Annotated in this window: 23 protein-coding genes and 1 riboswitch; of the genes, 12 read left to right on the top strand and 11 right to left on the bottom strand. The window is 73.6% G+C overall.

What is annotated here, in order from left to right; genetic code table 11:
- Window positions 1–84 precede the first annotated feature (84 nt).
- The 4 genes from ACFY6S_RS07645 (at window position 85) to ACFY6S_RS07660 (ending at window position 4796) form a co-directional block, all read left to right on the top strand.
- A complete protein-coding gene (locus tag ACFY6S_RS07645; RefSeq protein WP_388819964.1) occupies window positions 85–1059 on the top strand; it encodes a DEDDh family exonuclease in 975 nt (324 codons plus the stop codon).
- 181 nt (window positions 1060–1240) lie between these two features.
- Window positions 1241–2044, top strand: coding sequence for an SURF1 family protein (locus ACFY6S_RS07650; protein ID WP_388819966.1), 804 nt, complete (start codon window positions 1241–1243; stop codon window positions 2042–2044).
- 137 nt (window positions 2045–2181) lie between these two features.
- A complete protein-coding gene (locus ACFY6S_RS07655) occupies window positions 2182–4035 on the top strand; it encodes a glycoside hydrolase family 15 protein (RefSeq protein ID WP_388819969.1) in 1854 nt (617 codons plus the stop codon).
- Between the two features lie 5 nt (window positions 4036–4040).
- Window positions 4041–4796, top strand: coding sequence for an SDR family oxidoreductase (locus ACFY6S_RS07660; RefSeq protein WP_388819971.1), 756 nt, complete (start codon window positions 4041–4043; stop codon window positions 4794–4796).
- Window positions 4797–4880: 84 nt separating this feature from the next.
- On the opposite strand, the gene amaP is transcribed toward ACFY6S_RS07660, so the two are convergent.
- From amaP to ACFY6S_RS07685, 5 genes are all read right to left on the bottom strand, one after another.
- Window positions 4881–5459 (bottom strand): alkaline shock response membrane anchor protein AmaP, encoded by a 579-nt coding sequence (gene amaP, locus ACFY6S_RS07665; RefSeq protein ID WP_388819974.1) that lies wholly within the window; start codon window positions 5457–5459, stop codon window positions 4881–4883.
- Between the two features lie 4 nt (window positions 5460–5463).
- Window positions 5464–6144, bottom strand: a complete 681-nt coding sequence (locus ACFY6S_RS07670; protein WP_388819977.1) for a DUF6286 domain-containing protein — start codon at window positions 6142–6144, stop codon at window positions 5464–5466.
- Window positions 6141–6488 carry a hypothetical protein gene (locus tag ACFY6S_RS07675; protein WP_388819980.1) on the bottom strand — a complete coding sequence of 116 codons (348 nt, stop codon included), beginning with the start codon at window positions 6486–6488 and terminating at the stop codon, window positions 6141–6143. The genes ACFY6S_RS07670 and ACFY6S_RS07675 overlap by 4 nt, the downstream gene beginning before the upstream one ends.
- A 6-nt stretch (window positions 6489–6494) precedes the next feature.
- Window positions 6495–6686: a hypothetical protein gene (locus ACFY6S_RS07680; protein WP_388819982.1), complete on the bottom strand. Its 192-nt coding sequence runs from the start codon at window positions 6684–6686 to the stop codon at window positions 6495–6497.
- Window positions 6687–6749: 63 nt separating this feature from the next.
- Window positions 6750–7244: an Asp23/Gls24 family envelope stress response protein gene (locus tag ACFY6S_RS07685; protein ID WP_388819985.1), complete on the bottom strand. Its 495-nt coding sequence runs from the start codon at window positions 7242–7244 to the stop codon at window positions 6750–6752.
- Window positions 7245–7338: 94 nt separating this feature from the next.
- On the opposite strand from ACFY6S_RS07685, the gene ACFY6S_RS07690 reads away from it, so the two are divergent.
- Window positions 7339–8076, top strand: a complete 738-nt coding sequence (locus ACFY6S_RS07690) for a hypothetical protein (RefSeq protein WP_388819987.1) — start codon at window positions 7339–7341, stop codon at window positions 8074–8076.
- Between the two features lie 31 nt (window positions 8077–8107).
- On the opposite strand, the gene ACFY6S_RS07695 is transcribed toward ACFY6S_RS07690, so the two are convergent.
- From ACFY6S_RS07695 to abc-f, 3 genes are all read right to left on the bottom strand, one after another.
- Complete coding sequence (locus ACFY6S_RS07695) at window positions 8108–8929, bottom strand: enoyl-CoA hydratase/isomerase family protein (protein ID WP_388819990.1); 822 nt, start codon at window positions 8927–8929, stop codon at window positions 8108–8110.
- Between the two features lie 145 nt (window positions 8930–9074).
- Window positions 9075–9296 (bottom strand): helix-turn-helix domain-containing protein, encoded by a 222-nt coding sequence (locus tag ACFY6S_RS07700; RefSeq protein WP_030753304.1) that lies wholly within the window; start codon window positions 9294–9296, stop codon window positions 9075–9077.
- Window positions 9297–9678: 382 nt separating this feature from the next.
- On the bottom strand, window positions 9679–11277 hold the full coding sequence (gene abc-f, locus ACFY6S_RS07705) for a ribosomal protection-like ABC-F family protein (protein WP_388819992.1): 1599 nt from the start codon (window positions 11275–11277) through the stop codon (window positions 9679–9681).
- Between the two features lie 199 nt (window positions 11278–11476).
- On the opposite strand from abc-f, the gene ACFY6S_RS07710 reads away from it, so the two are divergent.
- Window positions 11477–12367, top strand: coding sequence for a neutral zinc metallopeptidase (locus ACFY6S_RS07710; RefSeq protein WP_388819995.1), 891 nt, complete (start codon window positions 11477–11479; stop codon window positions 12365–12367).
- A 77-nt stretch (window positions 12368–12444) separates the two neighbouring features.
- Here the strand turns inward: ACFY6S_RS07710 and ACFY6S_RS07715 are convergent, their stop codons facing one another.
- The 3 genes from ACFY6S_RS07715 to ACFY6S_RS07725 all read right to left on the bottom strand — a co-directional run bounded on the left by ACFY6S_RS07715 (window position 12445) and on the right by ACFY6S_RS07725 (window position 15917).
- Window positions 12445–13842, bottom strand: coding sequence for a hypothetical protein (locus ACFY6S_RS07715; RefSeq protein WP_388819997.1), 1398 nt, complete (start codon window positions 13840–13842; stop codon window positions 12445–12447).
- Window positions 13843–13990: 148 nt separating this feature from the next.
- Complete coding sequence (locus tag ACFY6S_RS07720) at window positions 13991–15118, bottom strand: alpha/beta hydrolase (RefSeq protein ID WP_388820000.1); 1128 nt, start codon at window positions 15116–15118, stop codon at window positions 13991–13993.
- A 103-nt stretch (window positions 15119–15221) separates the two neighbouring features.
- A complete protein-coding gene (locus ACFY6S_RS07725; protein ID WP_388820003.1) occupies window positions 15222–15917 on the bottom strand; it encodes a class II aldolase/adducin family protein in 696 nt (231 codons plus the stop codon).
- Between the two features lie 172 nt (window positions 15918–16089).
- On the opposite strand from ACFY6S_RS07725, the gene ACFY6S_RS07730 reads away from it, so the two are divergent.
- The 6 genes from ACFY6S_RS07730 to cobO all read left to right on the top strand — a co-directional run bounded on the left by ACFY6S_RS07730 (window position 16090) and on the right by cobO (window position 23155).
- The gene (locus ACFY6S_RS07730) at window positions 16090–17349 is read left to right on the top strand and encodes an anion permease (RefSeq protein ID WP_388820006.1); all 1260 of its coding nucleotides are present in this window, start codon (window positions 16090–16092) and stop codon (window positions 17347–17349) included.
- 13 nt (window positions 17350–17362) lie between these two features.
- Complete coding sequence (locus ACFY6S_RS07735; protein WP_388820009.1) at window positions 17363–17617, top strand: hypothetical protein; 255 nt, start codon at window positions 17363–17365, stop codon at window positions 17615–17617.
- A gap of 61 nt (window positions 17618–17678) precedes the next feature.
- Window positions 17679–17831, top strand: a riboswitch (cobalamin riboswitch).
- Between the two features lie 33 nt (window positions 17832–17864).
- The gene (locus ACFY6S_RS07740; RefSeq protein ID WP_388820012.1) at window positions 17865–18872 is read left to right on the top strand and encodes a cobalamin biosynthesis protein; all 1008 of its coding nucleotides are present in this window, start codon (window positions 17865–17867) and stop codon (window positions 18870–18872) included.
- The gene (locus ACFY6S_RS07745) at window positions 18869–20413 is read left to right on the top strand and encodes a cobyric acid synthase (RefSeq protein WP_388820015.1); all 1545 of its coding nucleotides are present in this window, start codon (window positions 18869–18871) and stop codon (window positions 20411–20413) included. Before ACFY6S_RS07740 ends, ACFY6S_RS07745 begins: the two co-directional genes overlap by 4 nt.
- Window positions 20414–20474: 61 nt before the next feature.
- Window positions 20475–22556: a putative cobaltochelatase gene (locus tag ACFY6S_RS07750; protein ID WP_388820017.1), complete on the top strand. Its 2082-nt coding sequence runs from the start codon at window positions 20475–20477 to the stop codon at window positions 22554–22556.
- Window positions 22556–23155: a cob(I)yrinic acid a,c-diamide adenosyltransferase gene (cobO, locus tag ACFY6S_RS07755; RefSeq protein WP_329069579.1), complete on the top strand. Its 600-nt coding sequence runs from the start codon at window positions 22556–22558 to the stop codon at window positions 23153–23155. The genes ACFY6S_RS07750 and cobO overlap by 1 nt, the downstream gene beginning before the upstream one ends.
- The last annotated feature ends 10 nt before the right edge of the window (window positions 23156–23165 follow it).

A 23165-nucleotide genomic window follows, 5' to 3' on the forward strand; every position in this document is an offset into this window, starting at 1 on the left:
TGACGCGACGGATGTTCGGGCGGCGGTCGGGGCGGGCGGCGGTGGACCGGACTGTGTGGCTGTCAGTGGCGGCCCGTATTCTCTGTGACCATGCTCGACGACCAAACGACAGCAGCGACCTGGCCGACCGCCTACCCCGAGGGATACGCGGTCGTCGACGTCGAGACCACCGGCCTCGCCCGCGACGACCGGATAGTCTCCGCCGCCGTCTACCGTCTGGATTCCCGGGGGAACGTCGAGGACCACTGGTACACCCTGGTCAATCCGGAACGCGATCCGGGACCCGTGTGGATCCACGGACTGACGACCGATGTCCTGGCGGACGCCCCGCTCTTCCCCGAGGTCGCCGGCGCGCTGGCGGAGCGGCTCGACGGGCGGGTGCTGGTGGCGCACAACGCGATCTTCGACTGGTCGATGATCGCCAGGGAGTACGCGCGCGCTGAGCGGACCGCGCCCACCCGGCAGCGGCTGTGCACCATCGCGCTCTCCAAGGAGCTGGGGCTGCCGCTGCCCAACCACAAGCTGGAGACGCTCGCGGCGCACTTCGGTGTCGTGCAGCAGCGCGCGCACCACGCGCTGGACGACGCGCGGGTGCTGGCCGAGTCGTTCCGTCCGAGTCTGCACGCGGCGGCCAGAAGCGGTGTACGGCTGCCGCTGCTGGAGTGCCGGCCGCTCACCGAGTGGTCCGACGGGCCCGCCCGGCCCCGGGTCGGCTATCAGGCGTCGTACCGGCAGCCGAGCTGGCGGGCCTCGCGCAAGCGGCCGGCCTGCCCGTATCCGAACCCCGGCCGGTACGAGCCGGGTGGCCGGCTGCGGCAGGGGATGCGGGTGGCGTTCTCGGGGGACACCTCCATCGACCGTGAGCTGCTGGAGGACCGGGCGGTGGAGGCGGGGCTGCATGTCGCGACCAGCGTCTCGCGGCTGACCAGCCTGCTGGTGACCAACGACCGGGACTCCACCACGTCCAAGACGGTCAAGGCGGCCTCCTTCGGCACGCCGGTGATCGACGAGGCGGCCTTCACCCAGCTGCTGCGGGACGTGGCCCCGGCGACCGAGTAGGGAGGAAAGGGATGAACGGGGCGGGCTGACGGCCCTTCACGCCCCACGACGGCGCGCGCCACGCCACCGCGCCGCGCCGCCGCCGAAGGGCGGGCACGGCGGCCGACCGCCGCCCGGGCGGCCGAGTGAAATGTCCACCCCCCGTCCCGGCCCCGGATTCCCGCCGAGTAACGTCAACGGCGTGTACCGCTTCCTGTTGTCCCGGCAGTGGGTGATCCTCACCCTCCTTGGCCTCGCCCTCGTCCCCGCGATGATCGAGCTGGGCTTCTGGCAGCTGCACCGGCACGAGCACAAGGTCGCCCAGAACGCCCTGATCACGGACAATCTCCAGGCGAAGCCCGTCCCGGTCACGGAGCTGACGTCCCCGGGGCACACCGTCCCGCGCGCCGACTACTGGCGCACGGTCACCGCAACCGGCACGTTCGACCCCGCGCACGAGGTCGTCGTACGCCGCAGGACCTCCAACGAGGACCGGGTCGGCTACCACGTCCTCATCCCCTTCATCCTGAAGGACGGCCGGGCGGTCATGGTGAACCGCGGCTGGATCCGCGCCGACGGGGACCAGTCCTCCTTCCCCGCCGTCCCCGCCCCGCCGAAGGGCGAGGTCACCATCGCCGGCCGGCTCAAGGCCGACGAGACGGCGGCCTCCGGCATCAAGGACATCAAGGACCTGCCGCCGCGCCAGGTCATCCTGATCAACAGCGAACAGCAGCGGCGGGAGCTGGGCCGCACCGTCCTCGGCGGCTACATGGAGCTGACCTCTCCCGTGCCGGAGGACGGCAGCCCCGAGCTGATCCAGAAGCCCGACGACAGCTCGATCGGGCCGCACATGGCGTATGCCGTCCAGTGGTGGCTGTTCACCGCCGCCGTGCCCGTCGGCTGGCTGATCCTCGTACGGAACGAGAAGCGCGAACGCGCCGAGGCCGCGCGGAAGAAGGCCGGCGAGGCGCGCGCCGAGCAGGACCCCGTACCCGCGGGCGCCTGACCGGCGCTCGCGCGCCGCGTCCCTCCCCGTCCCGGCCGCACCCGCTCCGCTCCCCCCGGCCGGGCCATCCGGTCACTCGATCATGCGACGCGCCGAACCCCTGCTTAACGCCCGTGTACTGCGGGAACAGGCTTCACGTGACCCAACGTATCGAGGACTACGCACTCATCGGCGATCTTCAGACCGCCGCCCTGGTCGGCAGGAACGGCTCCATCGACTGGTTGTGCCTTCCTCGTTTCGACTCCGCCGCCTGCTTCGCCGCCCTGCTCGGCTCCGAGGACAACGGCCACTGGCGGCTCGCCCCGACCGGCGCCCGCACGTGCACCCGGCGCGGCTACGTCGGCGAGTCGCTCGTCCTGGAATCCGTGTGGGAGACCAGGACCGGCACCGTCAAAGTCACCGACTTCATGCCGCAGCGCGATGTGGCACCCGAGATCATGCGGATCGTGGAGGGCGTCAGCGGCCGGGTGGAGATGTCCGCCACTCTCCGGCTGCGCTTCGACTTCGGTTCCGTGGTGCCGTGGATGCGCCGCTCGCAGGGCCACCGGGTGGCCGTCGCCGGGCCCGACTCGGTCTGGCTGCGCAGCGAGCCGCAGGTCAAGACGTGGGGACAGCACTACAGCACCTGTTCCTCGTTCACCGTGGCCGAGGGCGAGAAGGTGGCCTTCGTCCTCACCTGGCACCCCTCCCACAAACCCCGCCCCCGTCGCCTCGACCCGTACGAGTCGCTGGAGCGCAGTCTGGCGGACTGGCGGGAGTGGGCGGCGCGCTGCCGCTACGAGGGGCCGCACCGGTCCGCCGTCATGCGCTCGCTCATCACGCTCAAGGCGCTGACCTACGGCCCGACGGGCGGCATCGTCGCCGCCCCCACCACCTCTCTGCCGGAGGAGCTGGGCGGCGTGCGGAACTGGGACTACCGGTACTGCTGGCTGCGCGACTCCACCCTGGTGCTGGGCGCGCTGGTGTCGGCGGGGTATCTGGCCGAGGCGGCGGCCTGGCGCGACTGGCTGCTGCGCGCCGTCGCCGGTGACCCGGCCGATCTCCAGATCATGTACGGCCTGGCCGGTGAGCGCCGGCTGCCGGAGGTCGAGCTGCCGTGGCTGAGCGGCTACGCGCACTCCACCCCGGTGCGCACCGGCAACGACGCGGTGAAACAGCTCCAACTCGACGTGTACGGCGAGGTGATGGACTCGCTGAACGTGGCGCGGACGGCCGGTCTGGTCGGGAAGCCGCACGCGTGGAACCTCCAGCTCAGCCTGTTGGGGTTCCTGGAGTCGAAGTGGCGCGACCCCGACGAGGGGCTGTGGGAGATCCGGGGCCCGCGCCGGCACTTCACGCACTCCAAGGTGATGGCGTGGGTCGCCGCCGACCGGGCGGTACGGACGCTGGAGGCCGATCCGTCGCTCAGCGGTGACGTCGGGCGGTGGCGGGCCATGCGGGACGAGGTGCACCGGGAGGTGTGCGAGAAGGGGTACGACCCGGAGCGCAACACCTTCACCCAGTCGTACGGCTCCACCGAGCTGGACGCGGCGACCCTGCTGATCCCCCGGGTCGGTTTTCTGCCGCCGGACGATCCGCGGGTGATCGGCACGGTCGACGCGGTACGGGCGGAGCTGGGGCACGAGGGGCTGCTGCGCCGTTACAGCACCACGGGGAGCGGGGTGGACGGACTGCCGGGGCGCGAGGGGACGTTCCTGGTCTGTTCGTTCTGGCTGGCCGACGCGCTCCACATGACGGGGCGTACCGAGGAGGCGGCGGAGCTGTTCGAGCGGCTGCTCGGTCTCCGCAACGACGTGGGGCTGCTCTCCGAGGAGTACGACCCGGTGGCCGGGCGTCAACTGGGCAACTATCCGCAGGCGTTCAGCCACATCGGACTGGTGGTCACGGCGCTGACCCTGGCCGGGTACAGCACCGGGGGCGGCGACGCGGAAGGTGCCGCGGCAGACGACGCGGCGGGCGGTGACACGGCGGCGGGCGGCACGGCAGGATAGGAGCCATGGATCTTGGACTGAAGGACCGGGTGTACGTCGTCACCGGCGCCTCGCGCGGCCTGGGCCGCGCGGCGGCCGGGGCGCTCAGCGCGGACGGCGCGCGCGTCGTCGTCTCCGGGCGGGACGCGCGGAGCATCGAACAGACGGCGTCGGAGATCGGCCCCGGCGCGTACGGGGTGGCCGCCGACAACGCCGACCCGGCCGCCGCGCGGCGTCTGATCGGTACGGCCCGGGAGCGGTTCGGGCGCTTCGACGGCATTCTGATCAGCGTCGGCGGCCCGACGCCCGGCACGGCGGCCGGCAACACGGACGAGCAGTGGCAGTCGGCGTTCGAGTCGGTGTTCCTGGGGGCGGTACGGCTGGCCCGCGCCGCCGCCGCCGAGCTGGGCGAGGGCGGGGTCATCGGCTTTGTGCTCTCCGGTTCCGTCCACGAACCGATCCCGGGCCTGACCATCTCCAACGGGCTGCGTCCGGGCCTGGCCGGTTTCGCCAAGTCGCTCGCCGAGGAACTCGGCCCGCGCGGTATCCGGGTGATCGGTCTGCTGCCGGCCCGGATCGACACGGACCGGGTCCGGGAGCTGGACTCGCTCGGCGGTGACCCGGCGGCGGCGCGGGCGGTGCAGGAGGCGCGGATCCCGCTGCGGCGCTACGGGACGCCCGAGGAGTTCGGGCGGACGGCGGCGTTCCTGCTCTCGCCCGCCGCTTCGTATCTGACGGGCCTGATGCTCCCGGTGGACGGCGGGGCGCGCCGGGGGTTCTGAGCGCGTCGGGGGTGGCGGACGCCTCGCGGGCGGGCCGGGCGTGCGGTCGCCCGTACGCCCGGCCCCCGCAAGCGAGCGCGCCGGTCAGCTGACCCGTTCCGCCTGGTGCCGGGCCGCGCGCAGCCGTACCTCCGCCGGGAGCGAGGTGAGCCCCGCCGAGTCGCGCGCGTGCGCCAGCGCCTCGTCGCCGAGGCGGCGCAGCGTGCCGGCCGGGGCCGCGTGCGGTTCGAGGAGCAGGCGTACGCGCGCGGCCGGGCTCGTACGGCGGCCGGTCAGCCGCACCCGGGCCCTGGCCACCCCGTCGAGGGACCGCGCGTCGTCCTCCACCGCCTCTTCGAGGGCCCGCCCGCTCAGCGCGGCGCCCTCGCCGTCGCCGCTGTCCACCAGTACCTCCGGCAGGCGGGCGCGCCGTGTCTGGGCCAGCAGCCACCACAGGGCCAGTACGACCAGGACCGCGAGTACGGCGATCACCACCGGCCACCACCAGTCCGCCCCGTGCCAGCGCTCCCGGGCTGACCGGCTGAGCAGTACGTCGTGCGGCCCTCGATAGGGCCACCAGGACGGCACCGGCCAGGCCAGCCCCCGAGCGAGCGCGATACCGCCCGCGCAGAGCAGGATCAGGCCGATGAGGGCCAGCAGTACGCGGTTGACCGGGCGGAGCATCCTGTCATCCCTTCCTCACGGGCCTGCGGACACGCACCGTCAGGGCGGGCCGTCTGTCGAGTCCCAGTTCGCCGATGCCGGCGGTCAGCGTCCGGTCGAGGTCGTCCCGTACGGCGTCCAGTTCGCGGAAGTGCGACAGGGCCCGCACCCCGACCTTCGAGCGGCGCAGCCGCACCTGCGCCGACTGGACGCCGGAGACCTCCATGGCCCGGTCGCGCAGGGCGAGTTCGGCGGCCTCCCGGTCGAGTCCGGCGCGTACGTGCGCGGAGTCCCGGCGCATGGGGAGCAGCGCGCGCAGCCCCGGAGTGAGGGCGAGTGCGAGCAGCCAGACGCCGAGGGCCATGGCGACGGCCGCGGCGACCAGCACCCAGGTCTCGTCGAGCGGCTGCCTGGCGAGCTGGTCGGCGAGTTCGCGGCGCCAGGCCATCGCGGGGCGGCCGGCCCGTACCGCGGCGATGTCGTACAGCAGCAACCCGGTGGCGCCGAGCGCGACCAGCGCGGTCAGTGCGGCGGGGATGCGGCGGGTGGACCAGAAGCGGTGGGCCCTGGCGGCCGGTTCGTCGTCGTGGTCCGAAAGGGTGGGGACGGACTCGCGGGACGCCCCGGAGTCCGCCGGGTCGAGCGCGACACCACCGCCGCGTGACCGCTCGGGCGGCTCGGGCTGCTCCGGCGCGGCGTGGCTCATCGGGTCCTCCCCTGTGCGGCGACGCGGGACCGGTCGGAGTGCAGCCGCTCGACCCGTACCGCCACCTCGCGCACGTCCATGCCCGCCAGCGTCGTGACGCGGTGGGCGACTTGGCTGCGTACGGCGCCGCACCGCGCGCCGATGTCGGAGGGGTAGTCCAGTTCGACACCGACCCGGACGCGTGCGCTCCCGTGGTGCACGGTGACGCTCGCGTGCGGCGGGGCGCCGCCCTCGGGTACGTCGTCGAGCGCTTCGCGCGCGGCCCGCGCGGCGATCTTGGCGACGACCCGGTCGGCGATCACCGTCGCACCGCGTTCGGCCGCCGCCACCTGGTCACCGGCCACGCGGGATCACCGCCGCCGGTCGTCGCGGTTGCGGGTGCGGAACAGATCGCCGGGTTCCAGATCGCCGTCCACGAACCTGCCGATCACGAATCCGACCACGCCCAACGCGGCCACCAGCACAAAGGCTCCGAAGCCGCCGAAGTATCCGGCGAATCCGAGGGCCATACCGGCCAACAGGCCGACCACCGCCATGCTCATGATGTGCTCCTCTTCGGCTGTACGGGCCGGCTGCGCGCGGCGTCCACCAGCTGCGCGCGGCCGCTACTGGAGGCGGGAGTCCGACTCCTCGTCGTCGTCCTCGTCGGGCAGCTTGACGTCGCTGACCGCGATATTGACCTCTACCACTTCGAGACCCGTCATGCGCTCGACGGCCGCGATGACGTTCTCCCGCACGGCGGCGGCGACTTCGGTGATGGCGACGCCGTACTCGACGACGATCTCCAGGTCGAGCGCGGTCTGTACCTCGCCGACCTCGGCCTTCACGCCCCGGCTGACCGTCTTGCCGCCGCCACCGGGCACCCGGTCGCGTACGGCGCCGAAGGTGCGGGAGATCCCGCTGCCCATGGCGTGGACGCCGAACACGTCGCGGGCCGCGAGACCGGCGATCTTCTCGACCACCCCGTCGGCGATGGTGGTACGGCCCCGGCCGGCCGGGTCGCCGCCGCCGCGTTTGGTGACGGGGGTGGATCCGCCCTGATCACCGGAGAGCCTTCTGTCGGGGGGCGCGGACTGATTGCGGGGTGCGGTGTCTGACATCGCCATTCATCCCTTCCGGGGCGGTGGGGGACTCCGCTGCCCACATTAGGTGTGCTTGCCCGTTCCCGCGCCGTGGATGCGGCAGAGTGGAGGAATGACGACTGCGCACGGCACCGACGGATGGACGGCCGCGGTACGGCAGCGACTCGCCCTGGGGCGACTGCTGCCCCTCGGCGAAGCGGCGGACGGCACCTGGCTCGCGGAGCGCGCGGCCCGGGCGGAGTTGCGGCGCGCGGCGGACGGGGTGCGGGGCGTCGTCCTCGCCGACGGGCTCCGGATCGGGGCGGCGGGTCCGGGGGCCGACGGTGAACCCGTCGTACCGCTCCCGCCGAGCGCGCTGCCGCCGGGTCCGCTCCGGATCGACGGGCGGTTCACCGCCGTGAGTCCCCCGGTCGGCTCCGCGGCGCCGGCCGAGTCGCTGCCCGCCCTCGCCGAGCGGCTGCGCGAGGCGCTGTCGGCCGGTGCGCGGGAGCGGCTGGGACTCGTGGTGACGGAGATCGACCTGCGGGTGACGGCCCTGGTGACGGAGGCTCCCGCCGAACCGGCGGAGCCCGTTGCTCCGCACGAGGGACAGGCCGTCTCCCCGCAGGACGACGTGGAGCGCGCGGTGGCCGCCGTACCGGGGGTCGCGTATCTGACCGGCGCGCTGGGCGGCCCCGTGGTCACCGCCCCGGGCCAGGTGCGGGTCGAGCTGGCCACGGCGGCCGGGCACCATCCCGTGGCCGTCGCGCGGGAGGTGCGCGCCGGGCTGGCCCGCTCCCTGCCCGGCGCGCCCTCGGTCGCGGTCCTGATCACAGCGGTGGAGGCCACGGTCGCCGACCGGGTGTCGTGACCCGTTCGGCACCGCGGCCGGTGGTCCGTGGTCAGTCGCCGAGCCCCGCGAGGTCGCGCAGCCTGCGGGCCTGGGCGGCGCGTTCGGCGGCGCGCTGGGCTTCGAGGGTGCGGGCCGAAGCGCCCTGGAGGAGCGCCTTGGTCTCGATCAGCGCGTCCCTCGGCGCGGCCAGCAGGGCGGCGGCCAGGTCCCGCACGGCGGCGTCCAGCTCATCGGCGGGTACGACCAGATTGGCGAGGCCGGTGCGCTCCGCCTCCTCCGCCTGGACGTAGCGGCCGGTGGCGCAGATCTCCAGGGCGCGCGCGTAGCCGACCAGGCCCACCAGGGGGTGGGTGCCGGTGAGATCGGGGACCAGCCCGAGGCTGGTCTCGCGCATGGCGAACTGCACGTCGGGCGCGACGATCCGCAGGTCGCAGGAGAGGGCCAGCTGGAAGCCGGCCCCGATCGCGTGTCCCTGGACGGCCGCGATCGACACGAGGTCGCTGCGGCGCAGCCAGACGAACCCGTCCTGGTAGGCGGAGATGGCCGCGTCGAGCTGCTCGTCCGATCCGCCTGCGAGATCGCCGAACGACGGCTCGCCGTCGAACCCCTCGGGGGCGAACGCCTGCCGGTCGAGCCCCGCGGAGAAGGACTTGCCCTCCCCGCGCAGCACCACGACCCGCACGCTGCCCGGCAGCGACCGGCCGGCTTCCGTCAACGCCCGCCACAGAGCGGGAGACTGGGCGTTGCGCTTCGCCGGGTTGGTCAGTGTCACCGTGGCAACGGCGTCCTCGACGGTGAGCCGTACGCCGTCCTTGTCGAGTACTGGTTCCCGTACCGCTGCTGGTTCCTGTACGGGTTCGAGCGACGTCATGGGGTGCCTCCGGTCCGGGCAGTCGCGTACGGAAATAAGTGACTGCACAGTAACCACCCGGTCGATCGGGTGATCGACCCGGGTGGCCACCGTCCGAACCAGTGGCCGGTGCCCTGGGGCACCGGGGAGGAACCGCGGCCGGCGGTCAGGCCGACGCGGCCTTCTTGCCTCGCGTAGCCCCGCCGCGTCCCCGCAGCGTGACTCCGGACTCGCTGAGCATCCGGTGGACGAATCCATAGGAACGGCCGGTTTCCTCGGCCAGTGCCCGGATGCTCGCACCGTTGTCGTACTTCTTCTTCAGGTCTGCCGCGAGCTTGTCGCGCGCGGCGCCGGTTACCCGGCTGCCCTTCTTCAGAGTCTCGGCCACCCGTGCCTCCTCATGGGAAGTGCGCTCTGGACTTCTCATGATCACCCCTAGCGGGCTTCCTGGCCACCCATTCGGCAAGGTCCGTACGACGATCTTGCGCGGGAACCGGGCGTCGAGTGCGAACGGAATCACCCATACCAGACGTGACAGGGGCCACATCCAGCCGACCGTCCGGACGAAGTTCCAGGTCAGCGCGGTTTCGGACCGAGCGGGTGCGGATCATGGCTCGAACTGCCCGTTCGGTCACGCACCACGCCGACGGTACGAGACGCACTCACACAGATGAAGGATCACCACTGGGCCGAATGATCCATACGGCGTGGATCACGCGTCGGCGCGCGGGCGGGCGCCGGGCGCGCGGGCGGGCGCCGGGCGGGACGGGTCAGGCGAGGGCGACCAGGTCCGCGTAGTCCGCGCCCCAGAGGTCCTCGACCCCGTCGGGCAGCAGGATGATCCGCTCCGGCTCCAGCGCGTGGACCGCGCCCTCGTCATGCGTGACGAGGATGACGGCGCCCTTGTACGTACGCAGCGCCCCGAGGATCTCCTCGCGGCTCGCGGGGTCCAGGTTGTTGGTGGGCTCGTCGAGCAGCAGCACGTTGGCGGAGGAGACGACCAGCGTGGCCAGCGCCAGCCGGGTCTTCTCGCCGCCGGAGAGCACGCCGGCGGGCTTGTCGACGTCGTCGCCGGAGAAGAGGAAGGAACCCAGCGTCTTGCGCACGTCGACCAGGTCGAGGTCGGGGGCTGAGGAGCGCATGTTCTCCAGGACGGAGCGCTCCGGGTCGAGGGTCTCGTGCTCCTGGGCGTAGTAGCCGAGCTTGAGCCCGTGGCCCGGGGTGACCTGTCCGGTGTCCGGCTTCTCGACCCCGGCCAGCAGCCGCAGCAGCGTGGTCTTGCCCGCGCCGTTCAGGCCGAGGATGACGACGCGCGAGCCCTTGTCGATGGCGAGATCGACATCGGTGAAGATCTCCAGCGAGCCGTACGACTTGGACAGCCCCTCGGCCGTCAGCGGCGTCTTGCCGCAGGGCGAGGGCTCGGGGAAGCGCAGCTTGGCGACCTTGTCGGACTGGCGCACCTGTTCGAGGCCCGACAGCAGCCGCTCGGCGCGGCGGGCCATGTTCTGCGCGGCGACGGTCTTGGTGGCCTTGGCGCGCATCTTGTCGGCCTGGGAGTTGAGGGACGCGGCCTTCTTCTCCGCGTTGGCCCGCTCGCGCTTGCGGCGCTTCTCGTCCGACTCGCGCTGCTGCTGGTAGAGCTTCCAGCCCATGTTGTAGACATCGATCTGGGAGCGGTTGGCGTCCAGATAGAAGACCTTGTTGACGACGGTCTCGACCAGCTCGACATCGTGGGAGATCACGATGAAGCCGCCCCGGTAGGTCTTGAGGTACTCGCGCAGCCAGACGATCGAGTCCGCGTCGAGGTGGTTGGTGGGCTCGTCCAGGAGCAGGGTGTCGGCGTCCGAGAAGAGGATGCGGGCCAGCTCGACCCGGCGGCGCTGACCGCCGGAGAGCGTATGCAGGGGCTGGCCGAGGACCCGGTCGGGCAGGCCGAGCGCGGCGGCGATGGTGGCGGCCTCGGCCTCGGCGGCGTATCCGCCCTTGGTGAGGAACTCCGTCTCCAGGCGCTCGTACTTCTTCATCGCCTTCTCGCGGGTGGCGCCCTGTCCGTTCGCCATCCGGTCCTCGTTCTCGCGCATCTTCTTCAGTACGGAGTCGAGGTCACGGGCGGAGAGGATGCGGTCGCGGGCGAGGACGTCGAGGTCGCCGGTGCGCGGGTCCTGCGGCAGGTAGCCGACCTCGCCCGAGCGGGTGATGGTGCCGGCGGCGGGCATGCCCTCACCGGCGAGGCACTTGGTGAGCGTGGTCTTGCCCGCTCCGTTGCGGCCGACCAGGCCGATGCGGTCGCCCTTGGCGATACGGAACGAGGCCGACTCGATGAGGATGCGGGCGCCGGCGCGCAGCTCTACACCGGTTGCGGTGATCATGGAAAGACTCCAGGGCGGTATGGACGGCGGAAGAGGGCAGGCGGAGGAGATTCTTCGACGCCGGCTAATGCACAAGGAGAAATGCCATACGGCTCAGTCTACCGGGCGCCGCAACTGCTTTCCCCGGGCCGGTGCGTACGCCGATATTGTGCCCGGGGCGACGGGCCGCTGGGGCCGTCGGAACGGAGAGTGGTGGCACATGCGGTTCGATGACGACGCCGAACTGGACACATCGGAGGTCCAGGACGAGCGCGGCGGCGGGGTCCCCGGTGGAGCGGCCACGGTCGGGGGCGGCATCGTCGGGATCATCGCGCTGCTGATCGGTCTGTACTTCGGGGTCGGCCCCGAGCAGCTCGGGCTCTCCTCGGGCGGCTCCACCCCCGCGTCGGGTTCCTCGGCCACCGACGGCGTCCAGCAGAACTGCCGGAGCGGCCGGGACGCCAACACGCGCGAGGACTGCCGGATCGTCGCGGTGGTCAACAGCGTGCAGACCTTCTGGCGCGCGGAGTACCAGCGGCGCGGCGAGCGCTACACGGACGCGGACACGAAGTTCTTCACCGACCGGGTCAGCACCGGCTGCGGCGCGGCGACCTCGGCGGTCGGGCCCTTCTACTGCCCCGCCGACCGGATGGCGTATCTGGACCTCGGCTTCTTCCAGGAGCTGAAGACCACCTTCGGGGCGAGCGGCGGGCCGTTCGCCCAGGCGTACGTGGTGGCCCACGAGTACGGCCACCATGTGCAGAACCTGAAGGGCACGCTGGGCCGGGCGCACGACGGCAGCAAGGGCCCGGACAGCAACGCGGTCAAGGTGGAGCTCCAGGCCGACTGCTACGCCGGGGTCTGGACCCACCACGCGACGACCACGCCCTCCCCGTCCACCGGGAAGCCGCTGCTCAGCAGCCTCACGGACGAGGACATCCAGGACGGTCTGGACGCGGCGGCGGCCGTCGGGGACGACCGGATCCAGGAGAAGTTCCAGGGCAAGGTCACCCCGGAGTCGTGGACCCACGGGTCGGCGGCGCAGCGCCAGGAGTGGTTCCGCACCGGCTACGGCACGGGCGACGTGGAGCGGTGCGACACGTTCCGCTGACGGACAGCGACGTGCGGGGCCGTCGCGCGTACGCCCCCGGCCGGGCCGGAACGGCCGGCCGGGAGCGGCGGCGCGGGTCAGGAGCCTCCGGTGTGCACCTGGAAGGCGGCGCGGCGCACGGCCTTGGCCAGGGCCGGGTCCGGATGGGCGGCGGCCAGGGCGACCAGGACCTGGACCGTACGGGGATGGCCGATGGCCCTGACCTCGTCGAGCAGGGCGGGCACATTGCCCTGCACGGCGGATTCCAGATGGCGTACGAGCAGATCGCTCTCGCCGTGGTCGGCGACGGCCGCCGCCGTGTCGACCCAGAGCCAGGTCGACTCCTCGCGGGTCAGCACCTCGGAGGCGTCGTCGGGGTCGGCCCCCTCGTACTCGGCGAGCCAGAGCAGGGCGTAGGGCCGCAGCGAGACATCGGACGCCGCGGCGCGCACCTCGCTCTCGGCGGGGGCCCCGACGACGCGCAGCGCCTCGAAGGCGAGTCCGCGCAGCAGGGCGTCCTCGCCCCGGGCGACGGAGAGGAGTTCGGTGACCGCGCTGCCGACGGTACGGGCGGCGAGCCAGGCCCGGTACTCGGCGCGGGCCGGGCCGGGAGTCAGCCGGGCGCAGCCGCGCAGCATGTGCTCGGCGGACTGCTCGATATTGCCCGCGGGGCTCTGGGCGGCGACGCAGATCTGCTCCAGCTTGACCCAGACCGCCCAGTTGCCGAGCGGAGTGAGGGTGGCCTGCCCCTCCCCCAGGGTCAGCGCGCCGACGCCGGCCAGCCCCTCCAGGGCCCAGTCGAGCAGCGGGGGCAGCAGGTCCTCGGCCACCGGCTCGGGGGTGCCCGGCGCTGCGGGGGCGGGCTGCGGCCCGTAGGGGACCTCGCAGTGCTCCTCGTGGAGTTCGGCGACGCGCTGCTGGAGCAGGTCGAGCAGGGCCGGTACGGTCACGGGCCCGGCCGACAGGTGCAGGAGGGAGAGCACTTGGGGGACGGCCTCGACGACCTCGGCGACCGTGGCCGGGGCGACGTCGTCGGGGGCGGGGTGCACCAGCGACCAGGCGTCGAAGAGGGCGACCCAGCCGCGCTGGACGGCACTGTCGTCCCGGTCCCACGCCTGGAGCCGCCAGCCGGGACGTACGGCGGCGCCGTGCAGCTCGACAAGTCCGGCCAGCCTGGCGCGGTCCCAGCCGGCACCGACCTGCTCCGGGGTCAACTCCAGCGCGGCGGCGGCCCGTTCGCGCGCGGGCCCGGCGAGCGGGCCCGCGCCGGGGTCCCGGTCGCCGGCCGCCCAGCGGGCGACCCGTACCGCGTGGGCGAGCACCTCCCTCGCCTGGCGGGCCAGCTCCGCCGGGGGCGGAGTCCCCTCGGGCGGCCGGGGTGCCGGCCGGTCGCGCCCGCCGGTCACGGCCCGTCGGGCCGTGGTCAACGGCCGCGCGCGGACGAGTCGGAGTCTGGAGTTGCGCGCCAATTGCTCATCAGGCTTTCTGGACGTCACGGGGGCAGTCTTCCCGGTGACTGCCCGAAAGCCCAAACGGAGCCTGCCGCGATGTCTCCCGGGGCAGCGCGGGAGCCCCTCCGGCAGCCGGGGCACCGGGGCTGCCGAAGGGGCTCACAGGGGTACGGAAGGGGCGATACGGGCGGGCCTACATAAGGGGGGTGAGGAAGCGCCGGAGCGTCTCCTCGTACTCCGTCGGATCGGCGTTCCACATGGCCGCGTGCGGCGCCTGCGCCACGGGGTGCAGGCCGATGAGGTCCGGCCGGTGGGCGGCGAGTTCCCGGGAGGGCTGCCAGGGCGCGAGGGTGTCGCCGGGGCCGTGGAAGATCAGCGTGGGCACATGGAGATTGCGCGGGTCGGCGGCTTCCAGCAGCCGGTCGCCGTGCAGCCCGGTCCTGCCCTGGGCCGCCCTGACCGCGAGCGGCAGCAGCGGCCCCGGTACCCGGCGGGCGGTGGCCAGCGCGCGCAGGGTGGCCTCCCAGTCCAGCACCGGCGAGTCGAGCACCAGCCCGGAGATCCGCTCGCTGAGCGCCGAGTTGGCGGCGGCGTGCAGGGCCATGGAGGCGCCGGTGGACCAGCCGTGCAGGACGACGCGCTCGGCGCCGTACCGCACGGCGTAGCGGATCGCCGCGTCCAGATCGCGCCACTCGGAGTCCCCGAGGTGGCCGAGACCGCCCGGGGTACGGGGCGCGCCGGGGTCGCCCCGGTAGGCGAGGTCGAGCACGGGGAGCTGCTGTCCGGCCAGGAACTCCATGATGTTCATGGGGTGCTCGCGGGTGGTGCCCAGGCCGTGGACGGTGATCACCCAGGTGTCCCGCGTGCCGGGGACGAACCAGGCGGGCAGCGGGCCCAACTCGCCGGGGACCGACACCTCGCGGTGTTCCAGGCCGAGGGCGGTGCCGGGGTCGCCGCTGTGGACCTGCGGGGTGAGGCGGACCCGGGTGCCGGTGCGCAAGGTGCCGTGGCTGACGCGTTCCAGCCGGCGCACGACGGTGTCGGCCGGGTGTTCCACGCCGTGCAGGACGGGCCCGACGACGGCGTGCACGCCGGGGCCCTGGATTCCGTACGTGCCGGGGCGCAGGGCCGCGAGACAGCGGGTCAGGGTGACCTGCCCGGCCGCGGTGGCGTGGACGGTGAGACGGGGGTCGCTGGGCAGGGGCCGCCCCGGCGGTGCCTTGAGCGCGGCATCGCTGGCGTACCGGCCGGCCGCGACCGCGGCCGCGCCGACCCCGAGGACTGTGGTGACGGCAGCTGCCGTTGCTTTGGCCGGGCGCACGCTCCCAGTCTCGCGGTCACCCCCCGCCGGGGCCACCGGGCGGGGCCGTCGGGGTGTCCGGGCCCGGAGCGCACGGGCGCGCGGGCGCTCGCGGGCGGGGCCGTCAGTCCTCGGCGCCGTCCCGCGGCCGGCGGTCGCCGTCCCGCTGGCCGTATCCGCTCAGTTTCCGGCCCACCTCGGCCACCTGCTCCTCGGACAGCAGCGTGGGCGCACGTCCGGGCAGCGCGGCGGCGGTGAGCCAGAGGCGGGACATCCACTCCAGCTGCGCCGTGCGGTCGTACGCCTGGTCGAGACCGGCGCCGTAGGTGACGGTGCCGTGGTTGCGGAGCAGACAGCCGGTGCGGTCGCGCAGCGCTTCGAGCATGTGCGCGGCCAGTTCCGCCGAGCCGTACAGCGCGTACGGAGCGACCCGGACCGGTCCGCCGAAGGCCGCCGCCATGTAGTGGATCAGCGGCAGCTCAGGAACGAGCGTGGAGACGGCGGTGGCGTGCACGGCGTGGGTGTGCACCACGGCGAGCGCTTCGGTCTCCCGGTACAGGGCCAGATGCAGGGGCAGTTCGCTGGTGGGGACCAGCTCACCGACGACCTGCCGCCCTTCGAGGTCGACGGCGACGGTGTCCTCGGGGGTGAGCCGGTCGTACGGCACTCCGCTCGGTGTGACCAGGACCAGATCACCGACCCGGACGGAGACATTCCCCGAGGTGCCGACGACCAGCCCCTCGGCAGCCGTCCTGCGGGCGGTGGCGACCAGTTCCCGCCATGCCTCTTCCGTCGTGTCGCGCCCTCTCCGATGCGTCATGGGCCGATCCTGTCAGGTGCCGGGCCGAGGGCAGTGCCGTCTCGGTGAACCGATGACGGAGGGCTCCGCGAGAGCGAACACCGCGAAGTCCCGCCCAGTTCATCTTCCGTTCACCCTGACTCCTTACGTTCACCGAGGCCACCGACGTCGAACGATTGCCTGGGTCAGGTCAATGGAACACATCACGCTGCTGCTCGCGATCGTGATCGTGACAGCTCTCGTGTTCGATTTCACGAACGGTTTCCACGACACCGCCAACGCGATGGCCACCACCATCTCGACCGGCGCTCTGAAGCCCAAGGTCGCGGTGGGCATGTCCGCGGTCCTGAATCTTGTCGGCGCGTTCCTGTCGGTGGAGGTCGCCAGAACGATCTCCGGCGGCCTCATCAACGAACAGGGCATCAGAACAGAAGTGATCTTCGCGGCGCTCGTCGGCGCGATTCTCTGGAATCTGTTCACCTGGCTCCTCGGTCTGCCCTCCAGCTCCTCGCACGCGCTGTTCGGCGGTCTGATCGGCGCCACGCTGATGTCGGTCGGCGCCTCCGGCGTGAACGGCGGCGTCGTCGTCACCAAGGTGCTGATCCCCGCCCTCGCCGCGCCCGTCGTCGCCGGTGTGGCCGCCATGCTGGCCACGAGGCTGACGTACCGGATCGGCCGGAACACGGACGAGAAGGCCACCGCCAAGGGGTACCGCGCGGGCCAGATCGCCTCCGCCGGTCTCGTCTCCCTCGCGCACGGCACCAACGACGCGCAGAAGACCATGGGCGTCATCACGCTCGCGCTGGTGACCGGCGGCGTGCTCGCCCCGGGCTCCAACCCGCCGGTGTGGGTCATCGTCTCGGCCGGTCTGGCGATCGCGCTCGGTACGTACCTCGGCGGCTGGCGCATCATCCGCACCATGGGCACCGGGCTCACCGATCTCCGCCCGCAGCAGGGCTTCGCCGCGCAGACCAGCGCAGCGACCGTGATCCTGGCCTCCTCGCACCTGGGCTTCTCGCTCTCCACCACGCAGTCCTGCTCCGGCGCCGTGATGGGCGCCGGTCTCGGCCGCAAGGGCGGGGTGGTCCGCTGGTCCACCGCCACCCGGATGTTCGTCGCCTGGGGGCTGACCCTGCCGGCCGCCGGACTGGTCGCCGCGGGCGCCGAGTTCCTCACCGGTCAGGGCACCTGGGGGATCGCGGCCGTCGCCGTCCTGCTCGTCGCGGGATCGGGAGCGATCTGGCTCGTCTCGCGGCGGCAGCCGATAGACCACACGAACGTCACCGACGGCGCGGAGTCCCCGGCCACCGCGGCCCCCGACGTGACGGATGTCGTGACGACCGCCGTCGTCGCCGTCACCCCGCCGCCCGCCGGGTCCGCGCAGGATCTGTCGGCCACCATCCACGCCCCCACCGGTCCCGCCGGTGAGCCCGCGCGCACCGCCACGGTCTGAAGGAAGTCATCGCATGAACATCGACTGGGCGGCGCTCGGCTCCGTCTTCGGCGTCAGTCTCGTGACCACCGTGGCCCTGGTGGGCCTGTTCACCCTGGGCATCGTGGCCCTCGCCAGGCCGGAGCGGCAGCCGGCCGAGAGCGGCGCGCGGGGCGCCGGGCCCGGCGCCACCGGATCGGCCGTGGCCGTCCGCACGGCGGGCGCCTGCGTCTGCTTCGCACTCTGTCTGGCCGCCGTGGCGTACGGGATCTATCTGATCGTGGCCTGACCCGCCACCTCGTGTGGGGCTCGGCACACTGCCCCGTCGCAGGTCAAGGCGGAGTTGACGGGTCTTTCGACGGCGTGGTGGACTGCCGGGGCCATACACGGCGGCAGAAGAGGAAGCCGGTGCGAATCCGGCGCGGTCCCGCCACTGTCACCGCGAGCGACCCGCGTGGCCGCTCCGGAAGCCAGGAACTCCTGCCGCCGCGTCACGTCGAACCGGGGCGCGGACCCTGAGTGAGGACAATTTCGCCATGCCTGGCCGCGCTTCCGCCGCCGCGCGCGGCGGCGGCTCAGCCGTCGCCGAGCGGGTCTTCGCCTACGGTGCCACCGCCGGCCTGCTGGCCGACCTGGTCCTCGCCGACCCCCGCCGGGGCCATCCGGTCGCGGCGTTCGGCCGGGCGGCCGGGGCCGTCGAGCGCGTCCTGTGGCGCGACCACCGCGGCTGGGGCGCGCTGCACACGGCGGTGTGCGCCGGTGGCGCCGCCGGGGCCGCCGCGCTGGCGGCCCGTGCCGTACGCCACCGTCCCGCCGTCGCCACCGCCCTCACCGCCGCCGCCACCTGGTCCGTGGTCGGCGGGACCTCGCTGGGCCGCGAGGCGCGGGCGATCGGCGCGGCGCTGGCCGCCGGGGACGTCGAGGGGGCCAGGGAGCGGCTGCCGCACCTGTGCGGGCGGGACCCGCAGGCGCTGGACGCGGCTCAGATCGCGCGGGCCGTCGTGGAGTCCGTCGCCGAGAACACCTCGGACGCCGTCGTGGGCGCGCTGGTGTGGGGCGCCGTCGCGGGTCCCGCCGGGCTGGCCGGGTTCCGGGCCGTGAACACGCTGGACGCGATGGTGGGGCACAGGAGCGCGCGGTACCGCCGCTTCGGCTGGGCCTCCGCGCGGCTCGACGACGCCGCCGGATGGCCGGGCGCCCGGCTGACCACCGCGCTCGCGATCGTCGCGGGCGGCGATCCGCGCGGCGCGCTGCGGGCCGTACGGCAGGACGCGGCGCGGCACCCGAGCCCCAACGCGGGCCCGGTGGAGGCGTCGTTCGCGGGCGCGCTGGGGGTACGGCTGGGCGGCACCCTCGCGTACGGCGGCCGGGTCGAGCACCGGCCGGTGCTGAACGGCGGCGGGCGGCCCGTCGAGGTCGGGGACATCGAACGCGCGGTACGCCTGTCGCGCCGGGTCAACGCGCTGGCCCTGGCGGCCTGTGTGGCCGGCCGGATCGGGTACGGCGCCATGCGGCGGTCGGCCGCGCGAAGGAGGAACGGATGAGCCGGGGCGGGCGCGGCGGTGGTCTCCTGATAGCCGGGACCACCTCCGACGCGGGCAAGAGCGTCGTCACGGCGGGAATCTGCCGGTGGCTGGCGCGACGCGGGCTGAAGGTGGCGCCGTTCAAGGGGCAGAACATGTCCCTGAACTCGTTCGTGACGCGTGAGGGCGCCGAGATCGGGCGCGCCCAGGCGATGCAGGCGCAGGCCGCGCGGGTGGAGCCGACCGCGCTGATGAACCCCGTCCTCCTCAAGCCGGGCGGCGACCGCAGCAGCCAGGTGGTGCTGATGGGTCGGCCCGTCGGGGAACTGAGCGCGACCGACTACCACGGGGGCCGGCGCGAGGCGCTGCTCGGCACCGTACTGGAGTGCCTGGAGGAGCTGCGGGCCGGCCACGACGCGGTGATCTGCGAGGGCGCGGGCAGCCCGGCCGAGATCAATCTGCGCCGTACGGACATCGTCAACATGGGCATCGCGCGGGCCGCGCGGCTGCCGGTGGTCGTGGTCGGGGACATCGACAGGGGCGGGGTCTTCGCGTCGTTCTTCGGCACGACGGCGCTGCTGGCGCCGGAGGACCAGGAGCTGCTCGCGGGCTATCTCGTCAACAAGTTCCGGGGCGACGTGTCGCTGCTGGAGCCCGGTCTGGAGATGCTGCGCGGGCTGACCGGGCGGGCGACGCTCGGCGTGCTGCCCTTCCGGCACGGTCTGGGCATCGACGAGGAGGACGGGCTGCGTGTCTCCCTGCGCGGCACGGTGCGCGAGTCGGCGGTGGCTGCCCCGTACGGCGAGGATGTGCTGCGGGTCGCGGTCTGCGCCGTACCGCTGATGTCGAACTTCACGGATGTGGACGCGCTGGCGGCCGAGCCGGGGGTCGTCGTGCGGTTCGTGGACCGGCCGCAGGAGCTGGCCGACGCGGATCTGGTGGTCGTGCCGGGCACCCGCGGCACGGTGCGGGCGCTGGCGTGGCTGCGCGAGCGCGGACTCGCGGACGCCCTCGCCCGGCGGGCCGCCGAGGGCCGTCCCGTGCTGGGGATCTGCGGCGGCTACCAGGTCCTGGGCGAGCGCATCGACGACGAGGTGGAGTCGCGGGCGGGCACGGTGTCCGGGCTGGGGCTGCTGCCGGTGCGCGTCGCGTTCCACCGGGAGAAGACCCTCGCCCGGCCGGTCGGGACGGCCCTCGGCGAGCGGGTCGAGGGGTACGAGATCCACCACGGGATCGCCGAGGTGCTCGGCGGTGAGGCGTTCGTCACGGACGCGGCGGGGCAGCCTCTCGACGGCTGCCGGGTGGGGTCCGTGCAGGGGACGCACTGGCACGGGGCGCTGGAGAGCGACGCGTTCCGGCGGCGGTTCCTGACCGGGGTGGCGCGGGCGGCCGGCCGGCGTTTCGTCCCGGCGCCCGACACGAGCTTCGGCGCGCTGCGCGAGGAACAGCTCGACCTCCTCGGTGACCTCGTCGAGGAGCACGCGGACACGGACGCGCTGCTGCGGCTGATCGAGGAGGGGCCGCCGCCGGGGCTGCCCTTCATTCCCCCGGGGGCGCCGTGAGCGTCTCCCCGGTCGGTCGTATGCGAGCCCCGAGCGTCATCTTCGAAGGAGCGATCCGTACATGAGCACACCCTTTCCGTTCACCGCAGTCGTGGGCATGGACGATCTGCGGCTCGCGCTGGTCCTCAACGCGGTCAGTCCCGCCGTGGGCGGGGTGCTCGTACGCGGCGAGAAGGGCACGGCCAAGTCCACGGCCGTGCGGGCGCTCTCGGCGCTGCTGCCCGAGCTGAGGGTCGTCCCCGGCTGCCGGTTCAGCTGCGACCCCGGCGCGCCCGACCCCGGGTGCCCGGACGGGCCGCACGAGCCGGGTCCCGGCGCGGCCAGGGCCGCCCGGGTGGTCGAGCTGCCGGTCGGCGCCTCCGAGGACCGGCTGGTCGGCGCGCTGGACATCGAGCGGGCGCTGTCCGAGGGCGTGAAGGCGTTCGAGCCGGGGCTGCTCGCCGACGCGCACCGGGGGGTCCTCTATGTCGACGAGGTCAACCTCCTCCACGACCATCTGATCGACGTGCTGCTGGACGCCGCCGCCATGGGCGCCTCGTACGTCGAGCGCGAGGGCGTCTCCGTCCGGCACGCCGCGCGCTTCCTGCTGGTCGGGACGATGAACCCCGAGGAGGGCGAGCTGCGGCCACAGCTGCTGGACCGCTTCGGGCTGACGGTCGAGGTCGTGGCCTCCCGTGAACCGGAGTCGCGGGTGGAGGTGGTGCGGCGGCGCCTCGCGTACGACGACGACCCGGCCGCGTTCGCCGCGCGCTGGGCCGGCGAGGAGACGGCGCTGCGGGAGCGGATCGCGACCGCGCGGGCGCTGCTGCCCGAGGTGCGGCTCGGCGAAGCGGCGCTCCTCCAGATCGCCGCGACCTGCGCCGCGTTCGAGGTGGACGGGATGCGCGCGGACATCGTGATGGCGCGGACCGCGACGGCGCTGGCCGCCTGGGCGGGCCGTACGGACGTGCTGGCCGAGGACGTACGGCAGGCCGCGCTGCTCGCGCTGCCGCACCGGCGGCGGCGCAATCCCTTCGACGCGCCGGGGCTGGACGAGGAGAAGCTCGACGACACGCTGGAGGAGTACAAGGGGGACGACGACCCGGACCCCGACGGCCCGGACGGTCCTGACGGCCCCGGCGGCGGTGGCGGGCTGCCGCCGCAGCGCGGCCCCGAGGACCCCCGGGACCCCGGCGCGCCCGGCGAGTCCCCCTCGGGCCAGGACGACACGCCGGACAGCACCGGGACCGAACAGCCCGAGGCGCAGCCCGCACCCCAGCCCCAGCAGCGCGCGGGCGGGGCGGGAGCCGGTGAGCAGGCGGCCGTGGGCGCCACCGAGCCGTTCCGTACGAAGACGCTCAGCGTGCCCGGTCTGGGCGAGGGCGCGACCGGACGGCGCTCCCGGGCCCGTACCGAACACGGCAGGACGACCGGGTCCCGGCGGCCCCGGGGCGCGCTGACCAAGCTGCATCTCTCGGCGACCGTGCGGGCGGCGGCGCCGCACCAGCGGGCGCGCGGGCGGGTCGGCACCGGTCTGGTGGTGCGCAAGGACGATCTGCGGCAGGCGACGCGGGAGGGGCGCGAGGGCAATCTCGTGCTGTTCGTGGTCGACGCCTCCGGTTCGATGGCGGCCCGGCAGCGGATGAGCGCGGTGAAGGGCGCGGTGCTCTCGCTGCTGCTGGACGCTTACCAGCGGCGGGACAAGGTCGGTCTGGTCACCTTCCGGGGCAAGGAGGCGGAGGTGGCGCTGCCGCCCACCTCGTCGGTGGACGCGGCGGCGGCGCGGCTCGAATCGCTGCCCACGGGCGGGCGCACACCGCTCGCCGCCGGGCTGCTCAAGGCCCATGACGTGCTGCGGGTGGAGCGGATGCGCGACCCCGCGCGCCGCCCGCTGCTGCTCGTGGTGACGGACGGCCGGGCGACCGGCGGCCCCGATCCGGTGGCGCTGGCCGCCCGCGCGGCCCGGCTGCACGCCTCGGAGGGGACGGCCTCGGTGGTCGTGGACTGCGAGACGGGGCCGGTGCGGCTCGGGCTCGCTGGCGCGCTCGCGAGGGATCTGGACGGTACGGCGATCACGCTGGACGAATTGCGCGCCGACCGGCTCGCGGGGCTGGTCAGGGACGTACAGCAGGCAGGCGACGAACGACGCGGGAGGGCAGCGTAATGCCGCAGGGACAGCCGGAGAACGTACCGGACGACGGCCTGACCACACGTCAGCGGCGCAACCGTCCGCTGGTGCTCGTCCACACGGGCACCGGCAAGGGCAAGTCGACGGCGGCGTTCGGGCTCGCGCTGCGCGCCTGGACGCAGGGGTGGCCGATCGGCGTCTTCCAGTTCGTGAAGTCGGCGAAGTGGAAGGTCGGCGAGGAGCAGGCCCTGAAGACGCTGGGCGCGAGCGGCGAGGGCGGCAGTGTCGCCTGGCACAAGATGGGCGAGGGCTGGTCGTGGGTGCAGCGCGACTCGCAGCTCTCCAACGAGGAGGCGGCGCGCGAGGGCTGGGAGCAGGTCAAGCGGGACCTCGCGGCCGAGACCCACAAGCTGTACGTCCTGGACGAGTTCGCCTATCCGCTGCACTGGGGCTGGGTGGACACCGCCGAGGTGATCGAGGTGCTGCGCGACCGGCCGGGAACCCAGCATGTGGTGATCACCGGGCGCAACGCCCCGCGGGAGCTGATGGACTTCGCGGATCTCGTCACGGAGATGACGAAGGTCAAGCACCCGATGGACGCGGGGCAGAAGGGCCAGCGGGGCATCGAATGGTGAACGGGAGCGC

This window comes from Streptomyces sp. NPDC012835, from assembly GCF_042900885.1.
Classification (GTDB): domain Bacteria; phylum Actinomycetota; class Actinomycetes; order Streptomycetales; family Streptomycetaceae; genus Streptomyces.